Raw genomic sequence first — 18,484 nt, forward strand, 5'->3', positions numbered from 1 at the left:
TTTCGAGAGTTGCTGACCAGCCCGTCCAGTCTACGAGCTAGAGCTGCCCGGTGACCCAGATCACGAACAGGCTGGTGCCGGCGACGAGCGTCGACAGGGTGAGGCCGAGCAGCAGGGGTCGCCAGCCGGCGCGGCGGATGGCGGCGAGGTCGGTGGAGAGGCCGATGCCGGCGAGGGCGACCGAGACGAGGAAGACGCTCGCGGTCACGAGCCCGTCGTGCACGCCGGCGGGGATCGGAATGAACGTGTTCGCGATGGCGACCAGCAGGAAGCCGACCAGGAACCACGGCACCAGCCCCAGCGCGCGGCGGGCGGTCATCGGCGCGCCCGCGCTCGTCCGGCGGTTCTCGGCGATGGCGAGCCCGATGCTGATCGGGATGATCATCAGCGTCCGCACGAGCTTGACCACCACCGCGAATCCGAGCGCCGAGGTCGCGAAGAGGCTCGCGGCCGCGACGACCGAGCTGGTGTCGTTGACCGCGGTCCCGGCGAACAGGCCGAAGGTGTGGGGGTCCATCCCGAGCGCGTGGCCCAGGTAAGGGAAGACGACGACCGCGATGGCGTTGAAGAGGAAGATCGTCGAGACCGCGTAGGCGATCTCGGCGCTGGTCGCGCCGATGATGGGCGAGACCGCGGCGATGGCGGAGGCGCCGCAGATGCCGGTGCCGACGCCGATCAGGGTGCGCTCCCTGGTCGGGATGCGCAGCGCGCGGCCGATCAGCCACGCCGCGAGCAGGCACACGACGAGCGAGCTCAGCATGACCGGGAGGGACTGCACCCCGACGACGAGGATGCTGGAGAGGGAGAGCTGCACGCCGAGCAGCACCACGGCCAGCTGCAGCACGAACTTGCCGGAGTAGCCGACGCCCGGCGCGAACCGTCCCGTCGGCTTGCGGATGACCGCCACGACGACGCCGATCAGCAGCGCGGGGAGCGCGCTCCCCAGCGCCGGCACGAGCCGTGCGATGCCCGTCGCGACGAGGGCGATCACCACCGTGATGCCCACGCCGGGTGCGACGTCGACCCCGCGGGTGACGAGACGGGCCGGGAGGGTGCGCACGGGGGAGATGTTCATTCCACCGAGCATCTCCCGGCCGGCCCCGCCTCGGCTACCGACGCGCGGTTGTGGCGCTGCAACCGCCGGTTGTGACCGGACGGCCGGGCGCCACGGTGTCAGCCCTGGCGGCCCTTGAAGCGCGGGTTGAGCTTGTTGATGACGAACACTTTCCCGCGGCGCCGGACGACCTGCGCGCCGGGCTGGTCCTTCAGCGACTTGAGGGATGAGCGGACCTTCATGGCGACCTCCTATTGAGAATGGTTATCGTTAACTATACGCTCGACCCACGGGGGAGAGGATGAGGAGACCAGCCGTGCCACAGATCGACGTGATCGCCGTCGTCGGCCCGCGCGCCCCCGAGCGCGTGCGCTGCGCCAAACGGCTCGCCGAGCGCAGCGGACGCGCCTTCATCCCCGCGACCCGGCTCGCGCCGGCGGTCGACCCGATCGAGGAGGCGCTGGACCTCGTGCCGTGGACGACGCCGTCGGGAGGCGCGGTCGTCGAGTTCCCCGCCGCTACCTCTGTCATCGACCTCATCGGCGCCCTCACCGACCCGTTCGCTCCGACCCGGCTGCTCGCCGTCGTCTGCGTCGTCGACGCCGAGCACCTGGCCGCCGACCTCGCCGACGAGGAGTACGTCACCCGGGCCGTCGGCGGAGGGGAGGTCGAGCACACGGCGCGAGCGTGGCTGACGGTCACCCAGCTGGAGCACGCGACCACGATCGTCCTCGCCAACGCGGATCGCGTGCCCGCCGCGCAGCGCGACGCGCTCCTCGGCCTCCTGGGCGTGATCGCACCCTCCGCGCGCCTCCACCCGGCGGACGCGGATTCGCCCGTCGCCGTCCCTCTCGACACCGGTGTGATGGGAGCGGCGCAGGGGAGGGCCGGGTGGACCCGGGCGCTGAGCGGGGACGCGATCCGCCCCGTCGGCGGAGGCGTGTCGGCGTTCCGCTACGAGAACCTGCGGCCGCTGCACCCGTGGCGACTGCACCTGCTGCTCGACGACCGGTTCGCGTCCGGCGAGTTCGGGATGATCGTGCGGTCGGCCGGGTTCTGCCGGCTCGCCAGCCGGCCCGGCGTCGTCGCGCAGTGGGAGCAGGTCGGCGGGATGTTCGACCTGGTGCCCGTCGCGGACGCCGTCCGGCCGGACGACGAGGACGAACTGCTGGCGGTCGGCCAGGACCTGTTCGTGGCAGGCCTCGGCCTCCACCGCGCGGCGCTCACGGCGGCCCTGGACGAGGTTGCGCTCAGCGACGACGAACTGCTCGCCGGGGTCGCTGCGTGGCGCACGTATCCCGACCCGTTCCCGGACTGGCTGGTGCCCGGAGGCAGCGACCGGTGACCGGCGACGGGCCCGGCGCGATCAGGAGATCGTGACCGCCGTGCCGTAGGCGCAGACCTCGACGCCGGCCTGGCCGTAGTCGTTGGTCTCGAAGCGGAAGGCGAGCACGGCGTCGGCGCCCTTCGCCTGCGCCTCGTCGGCGAGACGGCCGAGCGCCTCGGTGCGCGCGTCGTGCAGCAGGCTGGTGATGCCCTTGAGCTCACCGCCCGCGAGCGACTTGAAGCTCGCACCGAGGTTCGAACCGAGGTTGCGCGAGCGCACGGTGAGGCCGAACACCTCGCCGAGGACGTTCGTCACGGTGCGTCCGGGGATGTCGTTGGTCGTCACGATCAGCATGGACCGACCATCCCACACCGCCGGCCGCGCCTCCAGCCTCCGCTACGGCGCACACGACCGTGCATCGTCGGTGGTTACGCGGTCTCTCTCAACTCTGCGTAGTACGTCACGTGGCAGCCGTCACCGGAGCACTCCACGCACACGGTGATCTCCTCACCGTGCTGGGCGGGGTCGGCTCCGGTCCCGTCGCACCGTTCGCAAATCTCCAAGGTCCTCATGCCGACGATTCTGCGCCCGGCCACCGACATCCGTGGAAGCGACGGCGGGGTGTCGCCGATCGGATCCGTCTCGCGGAGGACCTCCGGGGTGGTACGACGGTCCGACGACAGCGGGCGCGCCGCCGCGTAGCGTCTTTGCATGCGCATCGTCTACGACCCGGAACTGGATGTGGCGCACCTCCTGTTCGACGAGGGCGCGGCCGTCGCACCCGTGCGAGGCGAGGTCTCGGGCGTCCCGGCGGGCGGCTACGTCGACGCCGAGTACGACGCGGAGGGGCGCCTGGTCGGCCTCGAGGTGCTCGGCGCCCAGCGCGTGCTGCCGCCGGAGGTGCTCGCCGGCGCGGAACCGGCCTGAGCGGGCGCTCGCTCCCCTCCGCAGCGTTCTGCTCTGAGCAGAATCTCCGCATCGCCCTGGTCCGGATCCGGGCGTCGCGGCTTAGGCTTGCGCCATGCTTCTGCGGCACGCTCTCGGGTCCGTGCTCCGCCGGATACGGACGGAGCAGGGGACGACGCTGCGCCAGCTCTCCGAGACTTCGCGGGTGAGCATCCCGTACCTCTCCGAGATCGAGCGGGGCCGCAAGGAGGCGTCGTCCGAGATCCTCGCGGCGCTGTGCCGCGTGCTGGAGGTGCCGGAGGGCGAGCTGCTGACCCGCGTCGCCGCCGAGTTCGCGGGCGCGCAGGCCGCATCGCCCGCCGCCGCCTCCGCGGCCCAGGTCCTGAGCCTCGTGCCCGAGCGGGAGGCGGCGGGGCCGGCCGCGACCTCCATCGCCGCCGCACCCGAGCCCGTCCCCGCGACCGAGTCGGCCCCCGCCGCGCTCCTGCTCGTCGCCTGAGCGTCAGGCGCGCAGCGCGCCGGTCGTGCCGACCACGGCATCCACGAACCCGTAGTCGAGCGCCTCGTCCGCGGTGAACCAGCGGTCGCGGTCGCCGTCCTCGACGATCTGCTCGACCGTCCGGCCCGTCTGCTCGCTCGTCAGCTGCGCCATCCTCCGCTTGAAGTGGAGGATCTGGTTGGCCTGGGTCTGGATGTCGGCGCTGGTGCCGCCGAAGCCGCCGTGCGGCTGGTGCATCACCACGGACGCGTTCGGCAGGGCGTAGCGCTTGCCCTTCGCGCCCGAGGAGAGCAGGAACTGCCCCATGGAGGCGGCGAAGCCCAGCGCCACGGTGGCGACGTCGGCGCGCACGAAGTTCATCGTGTCGTAGACGGCGAACCCCGCGGTGATCGAGCCGCCGGGGGAGTTGATGTAGAGGTAGATGTCCTTGTCCGAGGCGATGGAGTCCAGCAGCAGGAGCCGGGCGCAGACCTCGTTGGCGGTCTCGTCGGTCACCTCGCTGCCGAGGAAGACGATGCGTTCTTCCAGCAGGCGCTGGACCGGGGAGTTCATGTCGGTGTCCATGGGCCCCATCCTGAGCGCGGGTCGACGGCCCTGTCATCGACTTCTGCCGGTCGCGAATTCGCCGCCGGCAGACGCCGCGCGGGCGCTGATTTCGCGACGGGGCGCGCGACCAGTATTCTTATGTGGCGCCTTCGGTCAGCAGCTGACTGGTGGTCGGGAGCGCGAATGGCGAGTTACCCTAGCGGCCAAAGGGATCTGACTGTAAATCAGACGGCGTAGCCTTCGGGGGTTCGAATCCCTCACTCGCCACCGCGAACAACCCCCGGTCTTCCATGACCGGGGGTTTCGTCGTTTCCGGGCCTGCACATTCGGCACGAATCGCGGCGCGTGGGAGGGTGGGGCCATGACCTCTTCCGCTGAGCTCCGAGACATCGCCGTGTCCATCGCGAAGCGCGCTGCGACGCTCGCCCAGCAGCGCCGGCGCGACGGGGTGGAGATCGCCGCGTCCAAGTTGTCCGTGTCGGACATCGTGACGCGGGCCGACCGGGAGGCGGAGGACCTGATCCGCGGGGCGCTCGCCGCAGCGCGACCGGCGGACGGCTTCTTCGGCGAGGAGTCGGGCGGCGACACCGGGACGAGCGGCCTCACCTGGGTGGTCGACCCGATCGACGGGACGGTCAACTATGCGTACGGCATCCCGGACTACGCGGTGAGCATCGCCGTCGTGGAGGGCGACCCCGATCCGACCACGTGGCGCACGCTGGCGGGCGCGGTGGTCAACCCGGAGGCCGGCGACGTGTTCGCGGCGGCCGCCGGCCTGGGTTCCACCCGCAACGGCCAGGCGCTGCGCGTGAACGACGGCGTGGAGCCGCCCCTCGCCCTGGTGGGGACCGGTTTCGGGTACGACGCCGGAGTGCGCCGACGGCAGGCGGAGTTCGTGGCCCGGCTGATCGGCGAGGTGCGGGACATCCGCCGCATCGGCTCCGCCGCGCTCGACCTGTGCGGCCTGGCCGCGGGTCGGCTCGACGCGTACTACGAGCGCGGGCTGAACCCCTGGGACCACGCGGCCGGCGCCCTCGTCGCGCGGGAGGCCGGCGCGCGCGTCGGCGGCCTCGACGGCGGGCCGGAGGACGGGAGGCTGCTGCTCGCGGCCGCGCCCGGCCTGTACGCGGCGCTCGAGCCGATGGTGCAGGAGTTCTTCGGCGCCTGGGAGTGAGGCCGAGGCGCCCGGAGTGGCGCCATGGTTACCGATTTGTTACTTTTGGTCGAGTGCGCCCCACAACCGACCACAGCGCCGGCCGTTCCGAGCCGGACGCGCCGGTGACCCGCCGGGCCGCTCGGGAGGCGCGCGAGGCCGAGACCCGCTCGATCCGGAGACTGCGCCGCAACCGTGCGGCCGTGACGAAGGCGACGTCGTCCGCCCAGGCCACGGGCCCGGGGCGTGCCAGCCGCGGTGTCAGCCTCATCGCGATGTTCGCGGTGCTCGGCATCGGCGTCGCCACCTCCCTTCCGGCGATGGCGCTCCTCACCGAGGAGCAGGTGCGCGCGAAGACCGTCGCGGCGGCGTTCCCCGACGCGGGAGCGAACGGAGCGGCGGTGGACGTGCAGGCGCTGGACCGTGTGGAGTCCGACCAGACCGCCGTCGTCGACCGTGAGAGCCCCGAGGTGACCGCCGCAGAGCAGCTCGCGGCCGTGCGCTCGATGCGCATCGCGAACACGTTCACGAACAACCCGCGCGGCGCCATCCAATGGCCGTTCCCCGTCGGCGTGCCGATCTCGTCGTGGTTCGGGCCGCGCGAGGCGCCCACGGCCGGGGCCTCCACCAACCACCTGGGTGTCGACTTCACCCCGGGCGAGGGCGTGCCCATCCAGATCATCGCCGACGGCGTGGTGCGGGAGGTCGTGCTCGGCGACAACGGCGGCTGCGGCGTCAATGTCACGATCGACCACATGATCAACGGTGCGCTGGTGAGCAGCAAGTACTGCCACATGCAGCGCGGCTCGGTCCAGGTGCAGACCGGACAGGCCGTCAAGGTCGCCGACATCGTCGGCAAGGTGGGCAACACCGGCGTCTCGACCGGTGCGCACCTCCACCTGGAGATCCGGCTCAACGGAACCGAGCCGGTCGACCCCTACGCGTGGCTGAAGGCCAACGCGTCCTGAGCCGACCGGCCCGCGGCCGAGACGGTGACCGCCGCTGCGGTCAGACCAGCCAGGCGGTCGTGTCGCGCGGGAGGCTGCGGCCCGCGAGCTCGCCGCTCGCCAGGACGACGTCGCCCGCCGGCAGCTCCACGGGCTGCTCGCCGAAGTTGGCCACCACCGTGACGCCGCCGGAGCGGAACGCGAGGGTGTCCGGGCCGAGGTCGAACCAGTCCAGCTCGCCGAACGCCAGGTCGTGCGCGCGGCGGGCGGCCAGAGCCTCCTGGTACATCGTCAGCGTCGAGCCGGGCACGCCCTCCTGCGAGGAGCGCGTGTAGGTCGCCCACGACGCGGGCTGGGGCAGCCAGCTCTTCGCGGACGGCCCGAAGCCGTACGACGGGTCGGTGCCCTCCCACGGGATCGGCACACGGCAGCCGTCGCGGCCGTAGCGCTCGCCCTTGGTGCGGAACCACGTCGGGTCCTGGCGCGCCTCGTCGGGCAGGTCGATGGCCTCGGGGAGGCCGAGCTCCTCGCCCTGGTAGAGGTAGGCCGAGCCGGGCAGTGCGAGCATGAGCGCGGTCGCGGCGCGGGCGCGGTGCAGGGCGAACGCGGGGTCGGGGAGGCCGGTCGTCTTCGGGCCGATGCCGTGACCCTGGAGGTTCTCGCCCGTCAGTGCGAGGCGCGTCGCGTGCCGCACGACGTCGTGGTTCGACAGCACCCAGGTGCTGGGAGCGCCGACGCTGCCGAAGACGGAGATCGACCGGTCGATCACGGCGCGCAGCGCGTCCGCCTCCCACGGGGTCTCGAGGTAGCCGAAGTTGAAGGTCTGCTGCATCTCGTCCGGGCGCACCCAGCGGGCCAGCTTCTCGAGCGGCTCCACCCAGGCCTCGCCGCAGAGCACGCGGTCGCCCTCGTACTCCTCGAGCACCCGGTGCCAGTCGCGGTAGATCTCGTGGACGCCGTCCTGCGCGAAGTACGGCGGCGTCGGCGGCTCGTCCCCGGCGTGGCCCTCGATGCCGGGTTCGAGCGCCACCGATCCGGCGCCGCCGCCCATGCTGCCCGCGTGCGCCGGCGGGGTGTAGTCGGGGAGGCCGGCCTCCTTGATCATGCCGTGGGCGACATCCACGCGGAAGCCGTCGACCCCGCGGTCGAGCCAGAAGCGCAGGATGTCGCGGAACTGCTCACGGACCCACGGGTTGGTCCAATCGAAATCGGGCTGCGACTTGTCGAACAGGTGCAGGTACCACTGGCCCGGCGCGCCGTCGGCCTCGTCGACGCGGGTCCAGGCGGCGCCGCCGAAGATCGACTCCCAGTTGTTCGGGGGCAGCTCGCCGTGCTCGCCCTTTCCGTCGCGGAAGAGGTAGCGCGCGCGCTCGGGGCTGCCGGGACCGGCCGCCAGGGCCTCCTGGAACCAGCGGTGATCGCTCGACGAGTGGTTGGGCACGATGTCGATGATCACGCGCAGGCCGAGCCCGTGCGCCGTCGAGAGCATGGCGTCGAAGTCGTCCAGGGTGCCGAAGCGGCGGTCCACGTCGCAGTAGTCGGCGACATCGTAGCCGGCGTCGCGCTGCGGCGACGTCTGGAACGGGGACAGCCAGACGGCGTCGACGCCGAGGTCGCGCAGGGCGGTGAGGCGGTGCGTGATGCCGGGGAGGTCGCCCATCCCGTCGCCGTCCGCGTCGGCGAACGAGCGGGGATACACCTGGTAGATGACGGCGGAGCGCCACCACTCGCGGCCGGGGGAGCTGGGCGCGAGGGCGGAGGAGTCGGGGGTCTCGGCGGTGATGAGGGTCACCTCTCGTTCGGGCTGCCGGCGGACAGCGCTGGATGTGCGGGGTCTGGTGGCGCCGTGCTGGAGCGCACGACGAGGTCGACGGCGACGGGCACCGTGACGGGCTTCTCGCCGTCGGCGGCGGGAGGACGCGGTGCGGTCCCTGCGGCCTCTGCGGTCGCTGCGGTCGCCGCGGCCACTGCGGCCGCCGTCGTTGCGCGCGACCCGGGGCGGCGCCGCCCGCGCTCGACGCTGCGCAGCAACAGCTCGACGGCCTCCTCGCCCTGGAGCTCGGGGTGCTGGGAGACGGTCGTCAGGCCGAAGAACTCGGCGAGCGGATGGTCGTCCACGCCGATCACGGAGAGATCGCCCGGGACGGAGAGGCCGAGTTCGCGCGCGGCGAGGATGCAGCCGATGGCCATCTCGTCGGACGCGGCGAAGATCGCGGTCGGCCGGTCGGCGGGGTCGGCGAGCAGCTCCATCGCGGCCCCGTGGCCGCCGGGGATGGTGAAGTCGGCGCCGCGGTTGCGGTCCAGGTCGGGCGCGTGGCCGGCGTCGAGCAGGGCCGCCTCGAAGCCGATCCGCCGCTTCGTGGGGGTGTGGAACTCGAGGTCCCACTCCTCGCTGCCGCCGATGTAGGCGATGCGCCGGTGGCCGAGGGCGATGAGGTGGTCGGTGGCGAGCCGGCCGACGGCGACGTCGTCGATCGTGATCGCGCTCGCGCCGGGCAGCGGGCCGCCGACGCCCGCGATCGGCTTGCCGAGCGAGAGCAGCCGGCCGACCTCGTCCTCGTCGAGGGCGAGCGCGACGGCGATCACCGCATCCACCCGGTTGCGCAGGAGGTGGTGGTCGAAGACGCGCCGGCGCTCGCCGTCGTCGCCGCTGAGGTTGTAGAGCGTGAGGTCGTAGCCGCGGCGCAGCAGGGCGCGCTCGGCGCCCTCGATGACCGAGGTGAAGAACCAGCGGTTGAGGTGCGGGACCACGATGCCGATGTTGCGCGTGCGGCCGGACGCGAGGCTGGAGGCGTCGGAGGAGACGACGTAGCCGAGCGAGGCCGCCACCTCGGCGACGCGGGTGCGGGTGCGGTCCGAGACGGAGCCGTTGCCGCTGAGCGCGCGCGAGACCGTCGCGGTCGAGACGCCGGCGAGGCGGGCGACGTCGTCGATGCCGGGCATCGCATCCCTTCCGCGGTTCCGTGGGGTCGCGACCTGGCGCGCGACCGGTCGGCCGGTGACCGACAGCACGAGTCTAGTGGCGGAGCCTGTCGCGAATGCAAGCGCTTCCAGTGAGGGGGCTGGACGCTGTCGCCGGTTGCGGCGTCAGCTGCGCCAGTGCGACGGACGGCTGAGCCCGGCCGGGAGCAGCGTGCTCGCGTCGCCGGTCGCCGCGTTCACCTGGGTCTGCGTGACGAAGAGGGCGTCGCGCAGGTCGGCGCCGTGCACCCGCGCGTCGCGCAGGTCGGCGCCGAGCAGCTCGGCGAACGAGAGGTCGGCGTCGCGGAGGTCGGCCGCGATGAGCAGGGCGCCGCGCAGTTCGGCGGCGCGCAGGTCCGCACCGCGGAGGTCGGCGCCCAGGAGGTCGGCGCCGGGGCGCAGGCGGGTCGCGGCGACGCGCGGTTTGCGGGCGGCGGCCTTCTGGTCGCGACGGAGGCCGGAGGAGCGGGTCGCCGCCTCCCGGGTCAGGCGGGCGGCCTCCCGGAGCAGGTCGGCGGCCGGGGCCCGAAGCGCGTCGACGTCGAGGGCGCGGATGCGATCCGCGGTATCGTCGGCGGCGGCGCGCACGGCCTGCTCTGCGGCGCGGAGGCGGGGGTGGAGGCGGTCGGCGGCGGGCAGGCGCAGCGCCTCCCGCAGGTACCAGAGGAGTTCGTGCAGCTGGCGGACGATCGGGAAGACCGCGAACATCCCGTCGCGCGTGGCACCGCCGTCGTGCCAGGTCGCGCCGCCGAAGGTGTGCTGCGTGACGTGCTGGCCGGCGCCGAAGCAGTCGAACACCGTGCAGCCCTTGAAGCCGCGGTCGCGCAGCTGCGGGTGGATGCGGCAGAGGAAGCCGTCGTCGAGGTTGACGCACGGGTCGCCGGCCGCCTTGTCGAACGCGAAGTCGGCCGACTTCGCGAACGCCAGCGCCACGCAGCACAGGCCCGCGCAGTTCGCGCAGTCGGCCGCGAGCGAGGGAAGCGAGGGGAGGGCGGCGACGTCCATCCCTCCAGCGTACGGCTCTCCACAGCGCGGGGCCGCGCGTAACCTTTCCACATCTTCAGCGCCTCCCGGAATTTCGCCCGGCCCGCCGCGTTACCGTCAAAGGACCGACACGCACACGAAACCGGAGACATCTCAATGACCGCACCCCGTCGCACCATCGGCAGCTCCGACCTCGAGGTCTTCCCCCTCTCGCTGGGTGGGAACGTCTTCGGCTGGACCGCCGATCGGGACACCTCCTTCGACGTGCTCGACGCGTACACCGCCGCGGGCGGCAACTTCGTCGACACCGCCGACGGCTACTCCGCGTGGGTGCCGGGCAACACGGGAGGCGACTCCGAGCGCATCCTGGGCCAGTGGTTCGACGCCCGCGGCAACCGCGACGACGTCGTGCTCGCGACGAAGGTCAGCCAGCACCCCGACTTCAAGGGGCTCGCGGCCGACAACATCCGCCGTGCCGCCGACGCCTCGCTCGAGCGCCTCGGCAGCGAGTACATCGACCTCTACTACGCGCACTTCGACGACGAGACCGTCCCGTTGGAGGAGACCGTCGCCGCTCTGTCGGGCCTCGTCGACGCGGGCAAGGTCCGCTACATCGGCATCTCGAACTACAGCCCCGAGCGCATCGAGGAGTGGTTCCGCATCACCGAGGCCGAGGGCCTCCACCGCGCCGTCGCCCTGCAGCCGCACTACAACCTGGTGGAGCGCTCCTACGAGCAGAAGTTCCGTCCGATCGCGGAGCGCGAGAACCTCGGCGTCTTCCCGTACTTCGCGCTCGCCGCGGGCTTCCTCACCGGCAAGTACCGCGACGGCGTGACCGTCGACAGCGCCCGCGCCGCCGGCGCCGCCAAGTACCTCGACGAGACCGGTCGCGCCGTCCTGAGCGCTCTCGACGAGGTCGCGGCCGCGCACGACGCCTCGGTCGCGTCGGTCTCGCTCGCCTGGCTCGCCGCCCAGCCGACCGTCACCGCGCCGATCGCCAGCGCCCGCACGCTCGACCAGCTCCCGGACCTCCTCGCGTCCGTCTCGCTGGAGCTCACCCCCGCAGAGCTGGACGCCCTCGACGGCGCCTCGGAGGCAGCGCGGGCCGCCTGACCGGCCCGCGCGCAGTCGCGTCCAGGTGGTCGGAAGCACCCTCGCGGTGATGGTATCCTCGTACGGTTGCCAAAATCGTTCGGGCCTTCCGGCCAGGACCGGCTTCGCCCCCTTAGCTCATTGGTAGAGCACTTCCTTGGTAAGGAAGAGGTAGTGGGTCCGATTCCCACAGGGGGCTCCGTCTCCCCGATATTCGGTGGAGGCCGCGGCGGGGTAGCTCAGGTGGTTAGAGCACACGGCTCATAATCGTGGTGTCGCGGGTTCGAGTCCCGCCCTCGCTACAGAATTCGAAGAACACGGGGAACGGCGGCTGATAATCAGCCGCCGTTTTCTTGTTGTCGCGCGTCTTGTTGTCGGGCGTCTCATCGTCGAGCGTCTCGTCGTCGGGCTGTGACATCGAGCGGCCATGGGCCTTGACTCTCACACCGTGTCAGGCTGGAGCGTGGCCTCCATCATGTACACCATCGGGGAATTCGCGGCGATCGGGAGAATCAGCGTGCGGATGCTGCGGCACTACGACGCGATCGGCCTGCTGCCGCCGGCGCACGTCGACGAGCACAACGGGTACCGCTTCTATTCGGACGTGCAGCTTGCGAGCCTGCTCCTGATCGTCGAGCTGCGACAGCTCGGGATCGGCCTGGACGCCATCGCCGCCGTGCTCGCCTCCACGGACCCGCGGCCGGCCCTTACGGCAACGCTGCGGCAACGGCGGGCCGAGCTGGTGGCGGGAATCGCCCAGGACCGCGACCGGCTCGATCGGCTCGAGCGGCGCCTCAACATCCTGGAAGGAACGGAAACCATGTCCACACTCGTCGAGTACCGCCCTCTCGAGGCCGTCACCGTCTACGCCGTCAGCGGCACCGCGCCCGGGATGGGGCCCGAACTCGTGGGGCCGATCGTCGGGCCGCTCATCGGCTCACTGGACCGGGCTCTGGAGGCGGCGGGGCGTCCGATCCTCGCGCCGTCGACGTTCTGGTACGAGTCGCGGGACGATGAGCGGCTCGAGGTCAACATCTCCTATCCGGCGGAGACACCTCCCCAGCCAGGCGAGGGTTACGACGTCGTCGAGCTGGCGGCCGTGCCCCTGGCCGCGACAATGATGCACCACGGCGACATGTCCGGCATCGGCGATTCGTGGATGGAGCTCATCGAGAGCCTCGTCGCCGACGGCTACCGCGTCGTCGGCCCCACCCGCGAGGTGTACGTGCGCGCCACCGGCCACATCCCGGGCCCCGACTGGCTGACCGAACTCCAGGCGCCCGTCGAGCGGGCGTCCTGATCTCAGACCGTTCCGCGCGGCCCGTCCGGCGACGGACCGCGCGGAACGGGAACGGCTCCGTCGCCCACGACCATCGAGATCGTCCGCGTGACCGGCCCCTCATCCAAACGCAGGGGCCGGTCCCAGGCGAGAGCCGAGCCCACGCCCGGGTAGTCCGTGACGCGGACGAACCAGGGGTCGTCGGACTCGGGAGGCGCCGCGAAGCGCACGCTCGCCGGGCCGTCGGAGAAGTCCGCCGACCAGCGCAGCCAGGGCGCGCGGGAGCCGTTCACGGCGTCTTCGCCGGTCGCGTCCGGAGTGGTGACCTCCACGTTCCGGCAGGGGGCGAACCGCCAGAAGAAGCCTCCGTAGCCCGCGCCGGCGCGGCCGTGCGAGCCGGGGCTGCCCAGCTCGACAGGGCCGGCGGCCGCGGTGAGCGTGAAGCGCAGGTCGAGCCGCCACGACGCGGAGTCGATCTCTGCGACGGTCCATTCGCGGGTCTCGTTGACGAGCGCCGCTCCCTCAGGGTCGCACCACGTCAGCCGTTGCCGGAGGGAGGCCGCCCCGACGACGTCCTCCGCCGCCCGGCGGATGGTCCCGTGGGTGCGCCGCCAGCGGTATCCCTCGCCGTCGCGGTAGTCCGGGCCGCCCCAGAGGTTGGTGCCGCCGACGTCCGGCATGGCCACGCCGACGCCGAGATGCCAGACATGGTCGAGCGGGGACCGGTCGGTGAGCTGCACACCTGCGAGCGTACGGACGGGGTGGAGGAGCGGCCGAGGCGACAGGGAGGCTGCGACGGCGGCTCCTGACCGGGGTGCGGCGACGGGGCGGCCGGCGACGCGGAGCGCATCGTCAGGGGGCGCATCCTGCACCGCCCACGGCAGCCCGAGCTCCGTGAAGGTGGCCTCGGCCGCGCAGGCGCGGAGCACCGCCTCCTCGATGCCGCGGACCACGATGCGCCCGTCGTCGCCGGGCCCGAGCCGGTCGACGAAGCGCTCCGGGATGGGGCGGGGCGCGGGGCCGGTGCGCACGGCCTCGAGCACGCTCATGTAGGCCTCGGTGCCGTCGAGCGGGCTGAGCAGTTCGCCCCGGCCCTGGCGGACGTCGAGGAGGTTCTCGAGCAGGTCGGTGCGGTCGAAGCGCTTGGTGCACACCGAGCCGGCGGCTTCGACGCGCATCTCGTCGGTGACATAGAAGAAGGTGGCGGTCGCCGTCGAGCCGTGCACGGTGACGGACGGTTCGGCCTCCTCGGGCCCGCACAGGGTGAGAGCGCAGGTGACGTCCGGCTCGGGCGCGGGGCGCCGCACCCGGACCACGGTGGTGTCGTCGCTCTCGGTCGGGTTCGCCCGGTGGAGGTCGACCTCCACGTGCTCGATGTCGGTCGCGCGTCGTGCGCCGGCGACGGTCAGGGCGGTGATGACCGCGTGCGAGAGGGCGTTGGTGGCGACGCCGTCGACGACGTCCACGCCGTCGAGCGTGCGACGGCCGGCCCAGGGCGAACGGGAGAAGTAGGCGCGGCTCCTGGTCCACAGCCCGGCGGCGGTGATGGCGCGCACGTCGCCGAACTCGCCGGCCTCCATCGCGGCGCGCAGCCACGGGATGGTGTGCGAGCCGAGGCTCTGGAAGCCGACCTGCACGCGCCGCCCGCGCTCGGCCGCGAGCGTGCGCAACCGGTCGAACTGCGCGAGGGAGGTCACGGGCGGCTTCTCGAGGTAGAGGTCGGCGCCGGAGTCCAGCACGGCCTCGGCCAGGCCGAAGTGGGTGTGCAGGGGAGTGGAGACGATGACGACGTCCAGGTCGCGCTCGGCGGCGAGCAGTGCGGCCGCGTCGGCGTACGTCCGGACGTCGTCCGGCAGCTCGCCGGGCTGCAGCGGCGAGGGCTCGGCCACGGCGACGAGCGTCGCGCGGCCGAGCCCCTGCAGGCGGGCGAGGTTGCGGCGATGGACGAGGCCGAAGCCGTGGGCTCCGATCAGGCCCACCCGGGTGCCGTCCGTGCTCACCATCCGCCACCCCGTCCCTTCGCGCCCCGGGCCCGTCGGCTCATGCGTGCCGGGTGCGGGTCTCATCCCGCGTCGGCCGCACCTGCTTCGTGGGCGTCGTCTCGAGCTCTTCGAGGTCCAGTTTGGCGGTCTCGCGGGAGCGCCACGCGGCGAACGCGGAGATCAGCGAGAAGAGCAGGGTGAAGGCGCCGATGACCAGCGGGACGCTCGCGCTCCCGGGAGGGGCGATCGCCGCGAAGACCGCGGGCAGGAAGCCGGTGATGAACAGCGCGAGGTTCTGCGAGACGGCGAAGCCGGTGACCCGGGTGCGGGTCGGGAACAGCTCCTGGAAGTAGCTCGCGAAGGTCGCGTTCCACAGTTGATAGAGGATGCCGAAGATCAGGATGGCGAGCACGACGGTGAGCGGCACGTTGTTCGCCTGCACCACGAACAGGTACGCGAACGACAGGACGCCGGCGCTCAGCGGTCCCCAGATCATCAGCGGGCGGCGCCCGATCCGGTCCGAGAGCCTCCCGAAGAACGGGATGAGGATGATCGCGACGATGTTGGCCACGACCGGGATCCACAGGTACACCGAGGGCGACATCCCCACGCCGTACGCGGGCTGCGTCGCGTACGCGGTGCCGAACACGACGACGGTCACGCCGATCACGTTCGCGAGGCCCATGCACACCGCGCGGAAGACCGTGCCGCCGTTCTCGCGGAACAGCTGGGCGACCGGGACGCGCGGCACCCGCTGCTCCTGCTGCTCGCGGCGGAAGGAGGGCGTCTCCTCGACCCGCGCGCGGATGATGAGACCGGCCACGATGACCACGACGCTCAGCAGGAACGGCACCCGCCAGCCCCACGCCACGAACTGGTCGTGGGAGAGGAAGGTCGAGAGCGGGATGAAGCTCGCCGAGGCCAGGATGCTGCCCGCCTGCGTGCCCTGCAGGCTGAAACTGGTGAGGAAGCCCCGCTTGCCCTCGGGCGCGTGCTCGACGATCATCGCGCTCGCACCGCCGAGCTCGCCGGCGACGGCGAAGCCCTGGATCAGCCGCAGCACCACCAGCAGGATCGGGGCGAGCACGCCGACCTGCGCGTAGGTGGGCAGCAGGCCGACGAGCAGGGTGCAGATGCCCATGACCATCATCGCGAAGACGAGGATGCGCTTGCGGCCGTACTTGTCGCCGAAGTTGCCGAGCACGAACGCGCCGAGCGGGCGCGCTACGTAACCGACACCGTAGGTGGCGAGCGAGGCGATCAGCGCGACCGCCGGGCTCTCGCTCGGGAAGAACACCTGCGGGAAGACCAGTGCGGCCGCCGCCGCGTAGATCGAGAAGTCGTAGTACTCGAGCGCGCTCCCGACCCAGCCGCTCATGGCCGCGCGGCGCGGCATGCGTCGGGCTTCGAGCGAGGTGGCGTCTTCGGACATCCTTGTCTCCTGTCAACGTTGACGATGCGATGGTAGACGCGGTAAGCGCTTTCCATTCGGTTCAGGTCGATGGTAGACGTGAATCGTTTCAACGTCAAGTGCCCTTTATGCAACCGAAGGGTTGCGCTTCTCGACTGATGATGCAACCATTGGGTTGCAGGAGGACGATCCCGCCCTCCCAGATCGAAGGAGCCGAGATGGCAACCGAGAACCCGGCGGCAGTCGCCGACACCGAAGAGCTCACCGTCCGCCGCACCATTCGCATCGCCGCACCGCGGGAGAAGGTGTGGGCCGCGGTGACCGAGCCCGCGCACATCTCGCGATGGTTCGCGGCGACCGTGCTCGACCCGCAGGGGGACGGCATGATCACCTTCGAGGGGTACGGCGCGGTCCCGCTGCGTGTCGCCGCGATCGACCCGCAGGACACCGTCACGTACCTCTGGAACAACGACGACAACCTCGGCCGGCACCCGGCGGAGGTCGACGAGGCCAGCGCCACGAGGTTCACCTTCACGCTGGCCGACGACCAGCACGGCACCCGGCTGACCGTGGTCGAGTCGGGCTTCGGGGCCACCTCCGACCCCGCCGCGAACGTGCAGTCGCACCGGCAGGGCTGGACCGACGAGCTCGACAAGCTGGTCGCCCTCCTCGAGGACGGCGTCGAACTGGCCGGCGCGCGCGCGTGAGCGTGCCGACCCTGGTCCCCGTGTTCGCGGCGCTCGGCGACGACACGCGCTGGAGCATCCTGAGCGCGCTCGCGGAGGGTGAGGCCTCCGCGAGCGCGCTCGAAGCGGTGCTGCCGGTCTCGCGCCAGGCGATCGCCAAGCACCTGGCCGTGCTGCAGGAGGTCGGGCTCGTCGAGTCCGTGCGCGTCGGCCGCGAGGTGCGGTTCCGGGTGCTCGGCGCGGAGCTCAGCGCCACGGCCAGACGCCTCGACGCCATCGGCACGGCCTGGGAGCGTCGCCTCGCCGAGATCAAGCGCATCGCGGAAGAGCTGTGACGCGCGGATACCGGCCGATTCCCGCGAATCCCTAGGTCGATCGCCGTTCGCGTGTCAGACTGAGCGCAAGAGGCATGGTAGACAAGTCTGTCTGGTTCCAGGGCCTTTCAAGCGGAGCGGGGCCTCATGCCCATGTCCACCACCTACCGGAACGCCGCTCTCGGCGGCGCCGTCCTCGCGGCCCTGATCCTGTTCGCCGGGGCGCAGAGCGCCGATGCGGCCACGACGATCGACGGGCCCGTCGGCCTCGGGACCGCGGCGTCGTACGGTGCGCTGGGAGCCAGCGCATTGACGAACACGGGGCCCACCGTGGTCACCGGCGACATCGGCGTCTCGCCCGGATCGTCGGTCACCGGTTTCACCGGCGCCCCGGACGGGACGTTCACCGGGTCCTTGCACCAGACCGACGCCGCGGCCGCTCAGGCCCAGAGCGACGTGACCACCGCCTTCAACGCGGCGGCCGGCCTCACCCCGACCACGTCGGGCCTCAGCGAGCTGAACGGCCTCTCGCTCGTCCCCGGCGTCTACTCCGGCGGCGCGCTCGCCCTGGCGGACAACGGCGTGCTGACGCTGGCGGGCAGCGCCGACTCCGTCTGGGTCTTCCAGGCCGCGAGCAGCCTCACGATCGGCTCGGCGACCCAGATCATCGTCACGGGCGGGGCGAACGCGTGCAACGTGTTCTGGGAGATCGGCAGCTCGGCGTCGCTGGGCACGGGCGCCCAGTTCGAGGGGACGATCCTGGCCAAGGAGTCCATCACCGCGACGACGGGCGCCACCATCGTCGGGCGGCTGCTGGCCAATACGGCCGCCGTGACGCTCGACACCAACACGATCACCGTTCCCACCGGCTGCACGCCGCCCGGGACGGTCAGCACGAGCCCCACCATCACGTCGGGAGCGCCCACCGACGCGACCGCGGGCACGCCGTACTCCTTCCCGGTGACGGCGACCGGCAGCCCGGCGCCGACCTACACGGTGACCAGCGGGAGCCTCCCCGCCGGTCTCACCCTGAACGGCACGACCGGTGTCATCTCGGGCACGCCCACCACCCCCGGCTCGGCCACGTTCACCATCACGGCGACGAACGGGACGGGGCCGGACAGCTCGGCGAGCTACACGATCGTGACGGCCGCCACGGCGACCGCGATCTCCCCGGGCTCGCCCACGAGCGGTGCCCCCGCCCTGGCGGACACGGGAGCCGACTTGACCGGACCCCTTCTCCTGGCGGCGCTGCTCGCCACGGGCGGAGTCGTGCTCGTCGTGCGCGCTCGCCGTCCCGCACCCCGTCGCCACTAGCGCTCCGGCGTCACTAGCGCTCCGGT

At 72.0% G+C, this 18,484-nt stretch carries 19 protein-coding genes and 3 tRNA genes; 13 read left to right on the top strand and 9 right to left on the bottom strand.

Annotation, left to right across the window (positions count from 1 at the left end; translation table 11 throughout):
• Positions 1 to 37: 37 nt before the first annotated feature.
• Together BGO91_RS11120 and ykgO are read right to left on the bottom strand one after the other, a co-directional pair.
• Positions 38 to 1,075, bottom strand: a complete 1,038-nt coding sequence (locus BGO91_RS11120; protein WP_290472827.1) for a putative sulfate exporter family transporter — start codon at positions 1,073 to 1,075, stop codon at positions 38 to 40.
• A 98-nt stretch (positions 1,076 to 1,173) separates the two neighbouring features.
• Positions 1,174 to 1,296, bottom strand: coding sequence for a type B 50S ribosomal protein L36 (ykgO, locus tag BGO91_RS11125; RefSeq protein ID WP_290472828.1), 123 nt, complete (start codon positions 1,294 to 1,296; stop codon positions 1,174 to 1,176).
• A 74-nt stretch (positions 1,297 to 1,370) separates the two neighbouring features.
• On the opposite strand from ykgO, the gene BGO91_RS11130 reads away from it, so the two are divergent.
• The gene (locus BGO91_RS11130; RefSeq protein WP_290472829.1) at positions 1,371 to 2,399 is read left to right on the top strand and encodes a GTP-binding protein; all 1,029 of its coding nucleotides are present in this window, start codon (positions 1,371 to 1,373) and stop codon (positions 2,397 to 2,399) included.
• Between the two features lie 21 nt (positions 2,400 to 2,420).
• On the opposite strand, the gene BGO91_RS11135 is transcribed toward BGO91_RS11130, so the two are convergent.
• Positions 2,421 to 2,735 (bottom strand): YbjQ family protein, encoded by a 315-nt coding sequence (locus BGO91_RS11135; protein WP_290472830.1) that lies wholly within the window; start codon positions 2,733 to 2,735, stop codon positions 2,421 to 2,423.
• Positions 2,736 to 3,092: 357 nt separating this feature from the next.
• On the opposite strand from BGO91_RS11135, the gene BGO91_RS11140 reads away from it, so the two are divergent.
• On the top strand, positions 3,093 to 3,308 hold the full coding sequence (locus BGO91_RS11140; protein WP_290472831.1) for a DUF2283 domain-containing protein: 216 nt from the start codon (positions 3,093 to 3,095) through the stop codon (positions 3,306 to 3,308).
• Between the two features lie 94 nt (positions 3,309 to 3,402).
• Entirely contained in the window at positions 3,403 to 3,786 is a 384-nt protein-coding gene (locus BGO91_RS11145) for a helix-turn-helix transcriptional regulator (protein WP_290472832.1), read from the top strand.
• A gap of 3 nt (positions 3,787 to 3,789) precedes the next feature.
• Here the strand turns inward: BGO91_RS11145 and BGO91_RS11150 are convergent, their stop codons facing one another.
• Positions 3,790 to 4,350 (bottom strand): ATP-dependent Clp protease proteolytic subunit, encoded by a 561-nt coding sequence (locus tag BGO91_RS11150; protein ID WP_155829085.1) that lies wholly within the window; start codon positions 4,348 to 4,350, stop codon positions 3,790 to 3,792.
• A 167-nt stretch (positions 4,351 to 4,517) separates the two neighbouring features.
• Between BGO91_RS11150 and BGO91_RS11155 the strand changes: the two genes are divergently transcribed.
• The 3 genes from BGO91_RS11155 to BGO91_RS11165 all read left to right on the top strand — a co-directional run bounded on the left by BGO91_RS11155 (position 4,518) and on the right by BGO91_RS11165 (position 6,453).
• Positions 4,518 to 4,599: transfer RNA gene (locus tag BGO91_RS11155), tRNA-Tyr, on the top strand.
• 94 nt (positions 4,600 to 4,693) lie between these two features.
• Positions 4,694 to 5,506 carry an inositol monophosphatase family protein gene (locus tag BGO91_RS11160; protein ID WP_290472833.1) on the top strand — a complete coding sequence of 271 codons (813 nt, stop codon included), beginning with the start codon at positions 4,694 to 4,696 and terminating at the stop codon, positions 5,504 to 5,506.
• 53 nt (positions 5,507 to 5,559) lie between these two features.
• The gene (locus tag BGO91_RS11165) at positions 5,560 to 6,453 is read left to right on the top strand and encodes a M23 family metallopeptidase (protein ID WP_290472834.1); all 894 of its coding nucleotides are present in this window, start codon (positions 5,560 to 5,562) and stop codon (positions 6,451 to 6,453) included.
• 40 nt (positions 6,454 to 6,493) lie between these two features.
• Here the strand turns inward: BGO91_RS11165 and BGO91_RS11170 are convergent, their stop codons facing one another.
• The 3 genes from BGO91_RS11170 to BGO91_RS11180 form a co-directional block, all read right to left on the bottom strand.
• Entirely contained in the window at positions 6,494 to 8,215 is a 1,722-nt protein-coding gene (locus tag BGO91_RS11170) for a glycoside hydrolase family 13 protein (RefSeq protein WP_290473137.1), read from the bottom strand.
• Positions 8,216 to 8,220: 5 nt separating this feature from the next.
• A complete protein-coding gene (locus BGO91_RS11175) occupies positions 8,221 to 9,375 on the bottom strand; it encodes a LacI family DNA-binding transcriptional regulator (protein WP_290472835.1) in 1,155 nt (384 codons plus the stop codon).
• A 144-nt stretch (positions 9,376 to 9,519) separates the two neighbouring features.
• Complete coding sequence (locus BGO91_RS11180) at positions 9,520 to 10,398, bottom strand: pentapeptide repeat-containing protein (RefSeq protein ID WP_290472836.1); 879 nt, start codon at positions 10,396 to 10,398, stop codon at positions 9,520 to 9,522.
• Positions 10,399 to 10,533: 135 nt separating this feature from the next.
• On the opposite strand from BGO91_RS11180, the gene BGO91_RS11185 reads away from it, so the two are divergent.
• From BGO91_RS11185 to BGO91_RS11200, 4 genes are all read left to right on the top strand, one after another.
• Entirely contained in the window at positions 10,534 to 11,490 is a 957-nt protein-coding gene (locus tag BGO91_RS11185; protein ID WP_290472837.1) for an aldo/keto reductase, read from the top strand.
• A 106-nt stretch (positions 11,491 to 11,596) separates the two neighbouring features.
• Positions 11,597 to 11,668, top strand: a tRNA-Thr gene (locus BGO91_RS11190).
• Between the two features lie 29 nt (positions 11,669 to 11,697).
• Positions 11,698 to 11,771 (top strand) — tRNA-Met (locus BGO91_RS11195).
• Between the two features lie 146 nt (positions 11,772 to 11,917).
• A complete protein-coding gene (locus BGO91_RS11200; RefSeq protein ID WP_290472838.1) occupies positions 11,918 to 12,769 on the top strand; it encodes a MerR family transcriptional regulator in 852 nt (283 codons plus the stop codon).
• A gap of 2 nt (positions 12,770 to 12,771) precedes the next feature.
• Here the strand turns inward: BGO91_RS11200 and BGO91_RS11205 are convergent, their stop codons facing one another.
• Positions 12,772 to 14,751, bottom strand: coding sequence for a DUF6807 family protein (locus BGO91_RS11205; protein ID WP_290472839.1), 1,980 nt, complete (start codon positions 14,749 to 14,751; stop codon positions 12,772 to 12,774).
• Between the two features lie 37 nt (positions 14,752 to 14,788).
• Positions 14,789 to 16,162 (bottom strand): MFS transporter, encoded by a 1,374-nt coding sequence (locus BGO91_RS11210; protein WP_290472840.1) that lies wholly within the window; start codon positions 16,160 to 16,162, stop codon positions 14,789 to 14,791.
• Between the two features lie 197 nt (positions 16,163 to 16,359).
• Here BGO91_RS11210 and BGO91_RS11215 point away from each other — a divergent pair, with 197 nt between their 5' ends.
• From BGO91_RS11215 to BGO91_RS11225, 3 genes are all read left to right on the top strand, one after another.
• Positions 16,360 to 16,848 (top strand): SRPBCC domain-containing protein, encoded by a 489-nt coding sequence (locus BGO91_RS11215; RefSeq protein WP_290472841.1) that lies wholly within the window; start codon positions 16,360 to 16,362, stop codon positions 16,846 to 16,848.
• Positions 16,845 to 17,162 carry a metalloregulator ArsR/SmtB family transcription factor gene (locus BGO91_RS11220; RefSeq protein WP_290472842.1) on the top strand — a complete coding sequence of 106 codons (318 nt, stop codon included), beginning with the start codon at positions 16,845 to 16,847 and terminating at the stop codon, positions 17,160 to 17,162. Before BGO91_RS11215 ends, BGO91_RS11220 begins: the two co-directional genes overlap by 4 nt.
• Positions 17,163 to 17,288: 126 nt before the next feature.
• Positions 17,289 to 18,458, top strand: coding sequence for an ice-binding family protein (locus BGO91_RS11225; protein ID WP_290472843.1), 1,170 nt, complete (start codon positions 17,289 to 17,291; stop codon positions 18,456 to 18,458).
• Positions 18,459 to 18,484 lie beyond the last annotated feature (26 nt).

This window comes from Leifsonia sp. 71-9, assembly GCF_001898805.1.
GTDB lineage: Bacteria > Actinomycetota > Actinomycetes > Actinomycetales > Microbacteriaceae > Leifsonia.

Excerpts from the sequence above, each read along its gene's own strand:
- BGO91_RS11120 (WP_290472827.1), bottom strand. The coding sequence starts at position 1,075 with ATGAACATCTCCCCCGTGCGCACCCTCCCGGCCCGTCTCGTCACCCGC.
- ykgO (WP_290472828.1), bottom strand. The coding sequence starts at position 1,296 with ATGAAGGTCCGCTCATCCCTCAAGTCGCTGAAGGACCAGCCCGGCGCG.
- BGO91_RS11135 (WP_290472830.1), bottom strand. The coding sequence starts at position 2,735 with ATGCTGATCGTGACGACCAACGACATCCCCGGACGCACCGTGACGAAC.
- BGO91_RS11140 (WP_290472831.1), top strand. The coding sequence starts at position 3,093 with ATGCGCATCGTCTACGACCCGGAACTGGATGTGGCGCACCTCCTGTTC.
- BGO91_RS11145 (WP_290472832.1), top strand. The coding sequence starts at position 3,403 with ATGCTTCTGCGGCACGCTCTCGGGTCCGTGCTCCGCCGGATACGGACG.
- BGO91_RS11150 (WP_155829085.1), bottom strand. The coding sequence starts at position 4,350 with ATGGACACCGACATGAACTCCCCGGTCCAGCGCCTGCTGGAAGAACGC.
- BGO91_RS11160 (WP_290472833.1), top strand. The coding sequence starts at position 4,694 with ATGACCTCTTCCGCTGAGCTCCGAGACATCGCCGTGTCCATCGCGAAG.
- BGO91_RS11175 (WP_290472835.1), bottom strand. The coding sequence starts at position 9,375 with ATGCCCGGCATCGACGACGTCGCCCGCCTCGCCGGCGTCTCGACCGCG.
- BGO91_RS11180 (WP_290472836.1), bottom strand. The coding sequence starts at position 10,398 with ATGGACGTCGCCGCCCTCCCCTCGCTTCCCTCGCTCGCGGCCGACTGC.
- BGO91_RS11185 (WP_290472837.1), top strand. The coding sequence starts at position 10,534 with ATGACCGCACCCCGTCGCACCATCGGCAGCTCCGACCTCGAGGTCTTC.
- BGO91_RS11205 (WP_290472839.1), bottom strand. The coding sequence starts at position 14,751 with ATGGTGAGCACGGACGGCACCCGGGTGGGCCTGATCGGAGCCCACGGC.
- BGO91_RS11210 (WP_290472840.1), bottom strand. The coding sequence starts at position 16,162 with ATGTCCGAAGACGCCACCTCGCTCGAAGCCCGACGCATGCCGCGCCGC.
- BGO91_RS11215 (WP_290472841.1), top strand. The coding sequence starts at position 16,360 with ATGGCAACCGAGAACCCGGCGGCAGTCGCCGACACCGAAGAGCTCACC.
- BGO91_RS11225 (WP_290472843.1), top strand. The coding sequence starts at position 17,289 with ATGCCCATGTCCACCACCTACCGGAACGCCGCTCTCGGCGGCGCCGTC.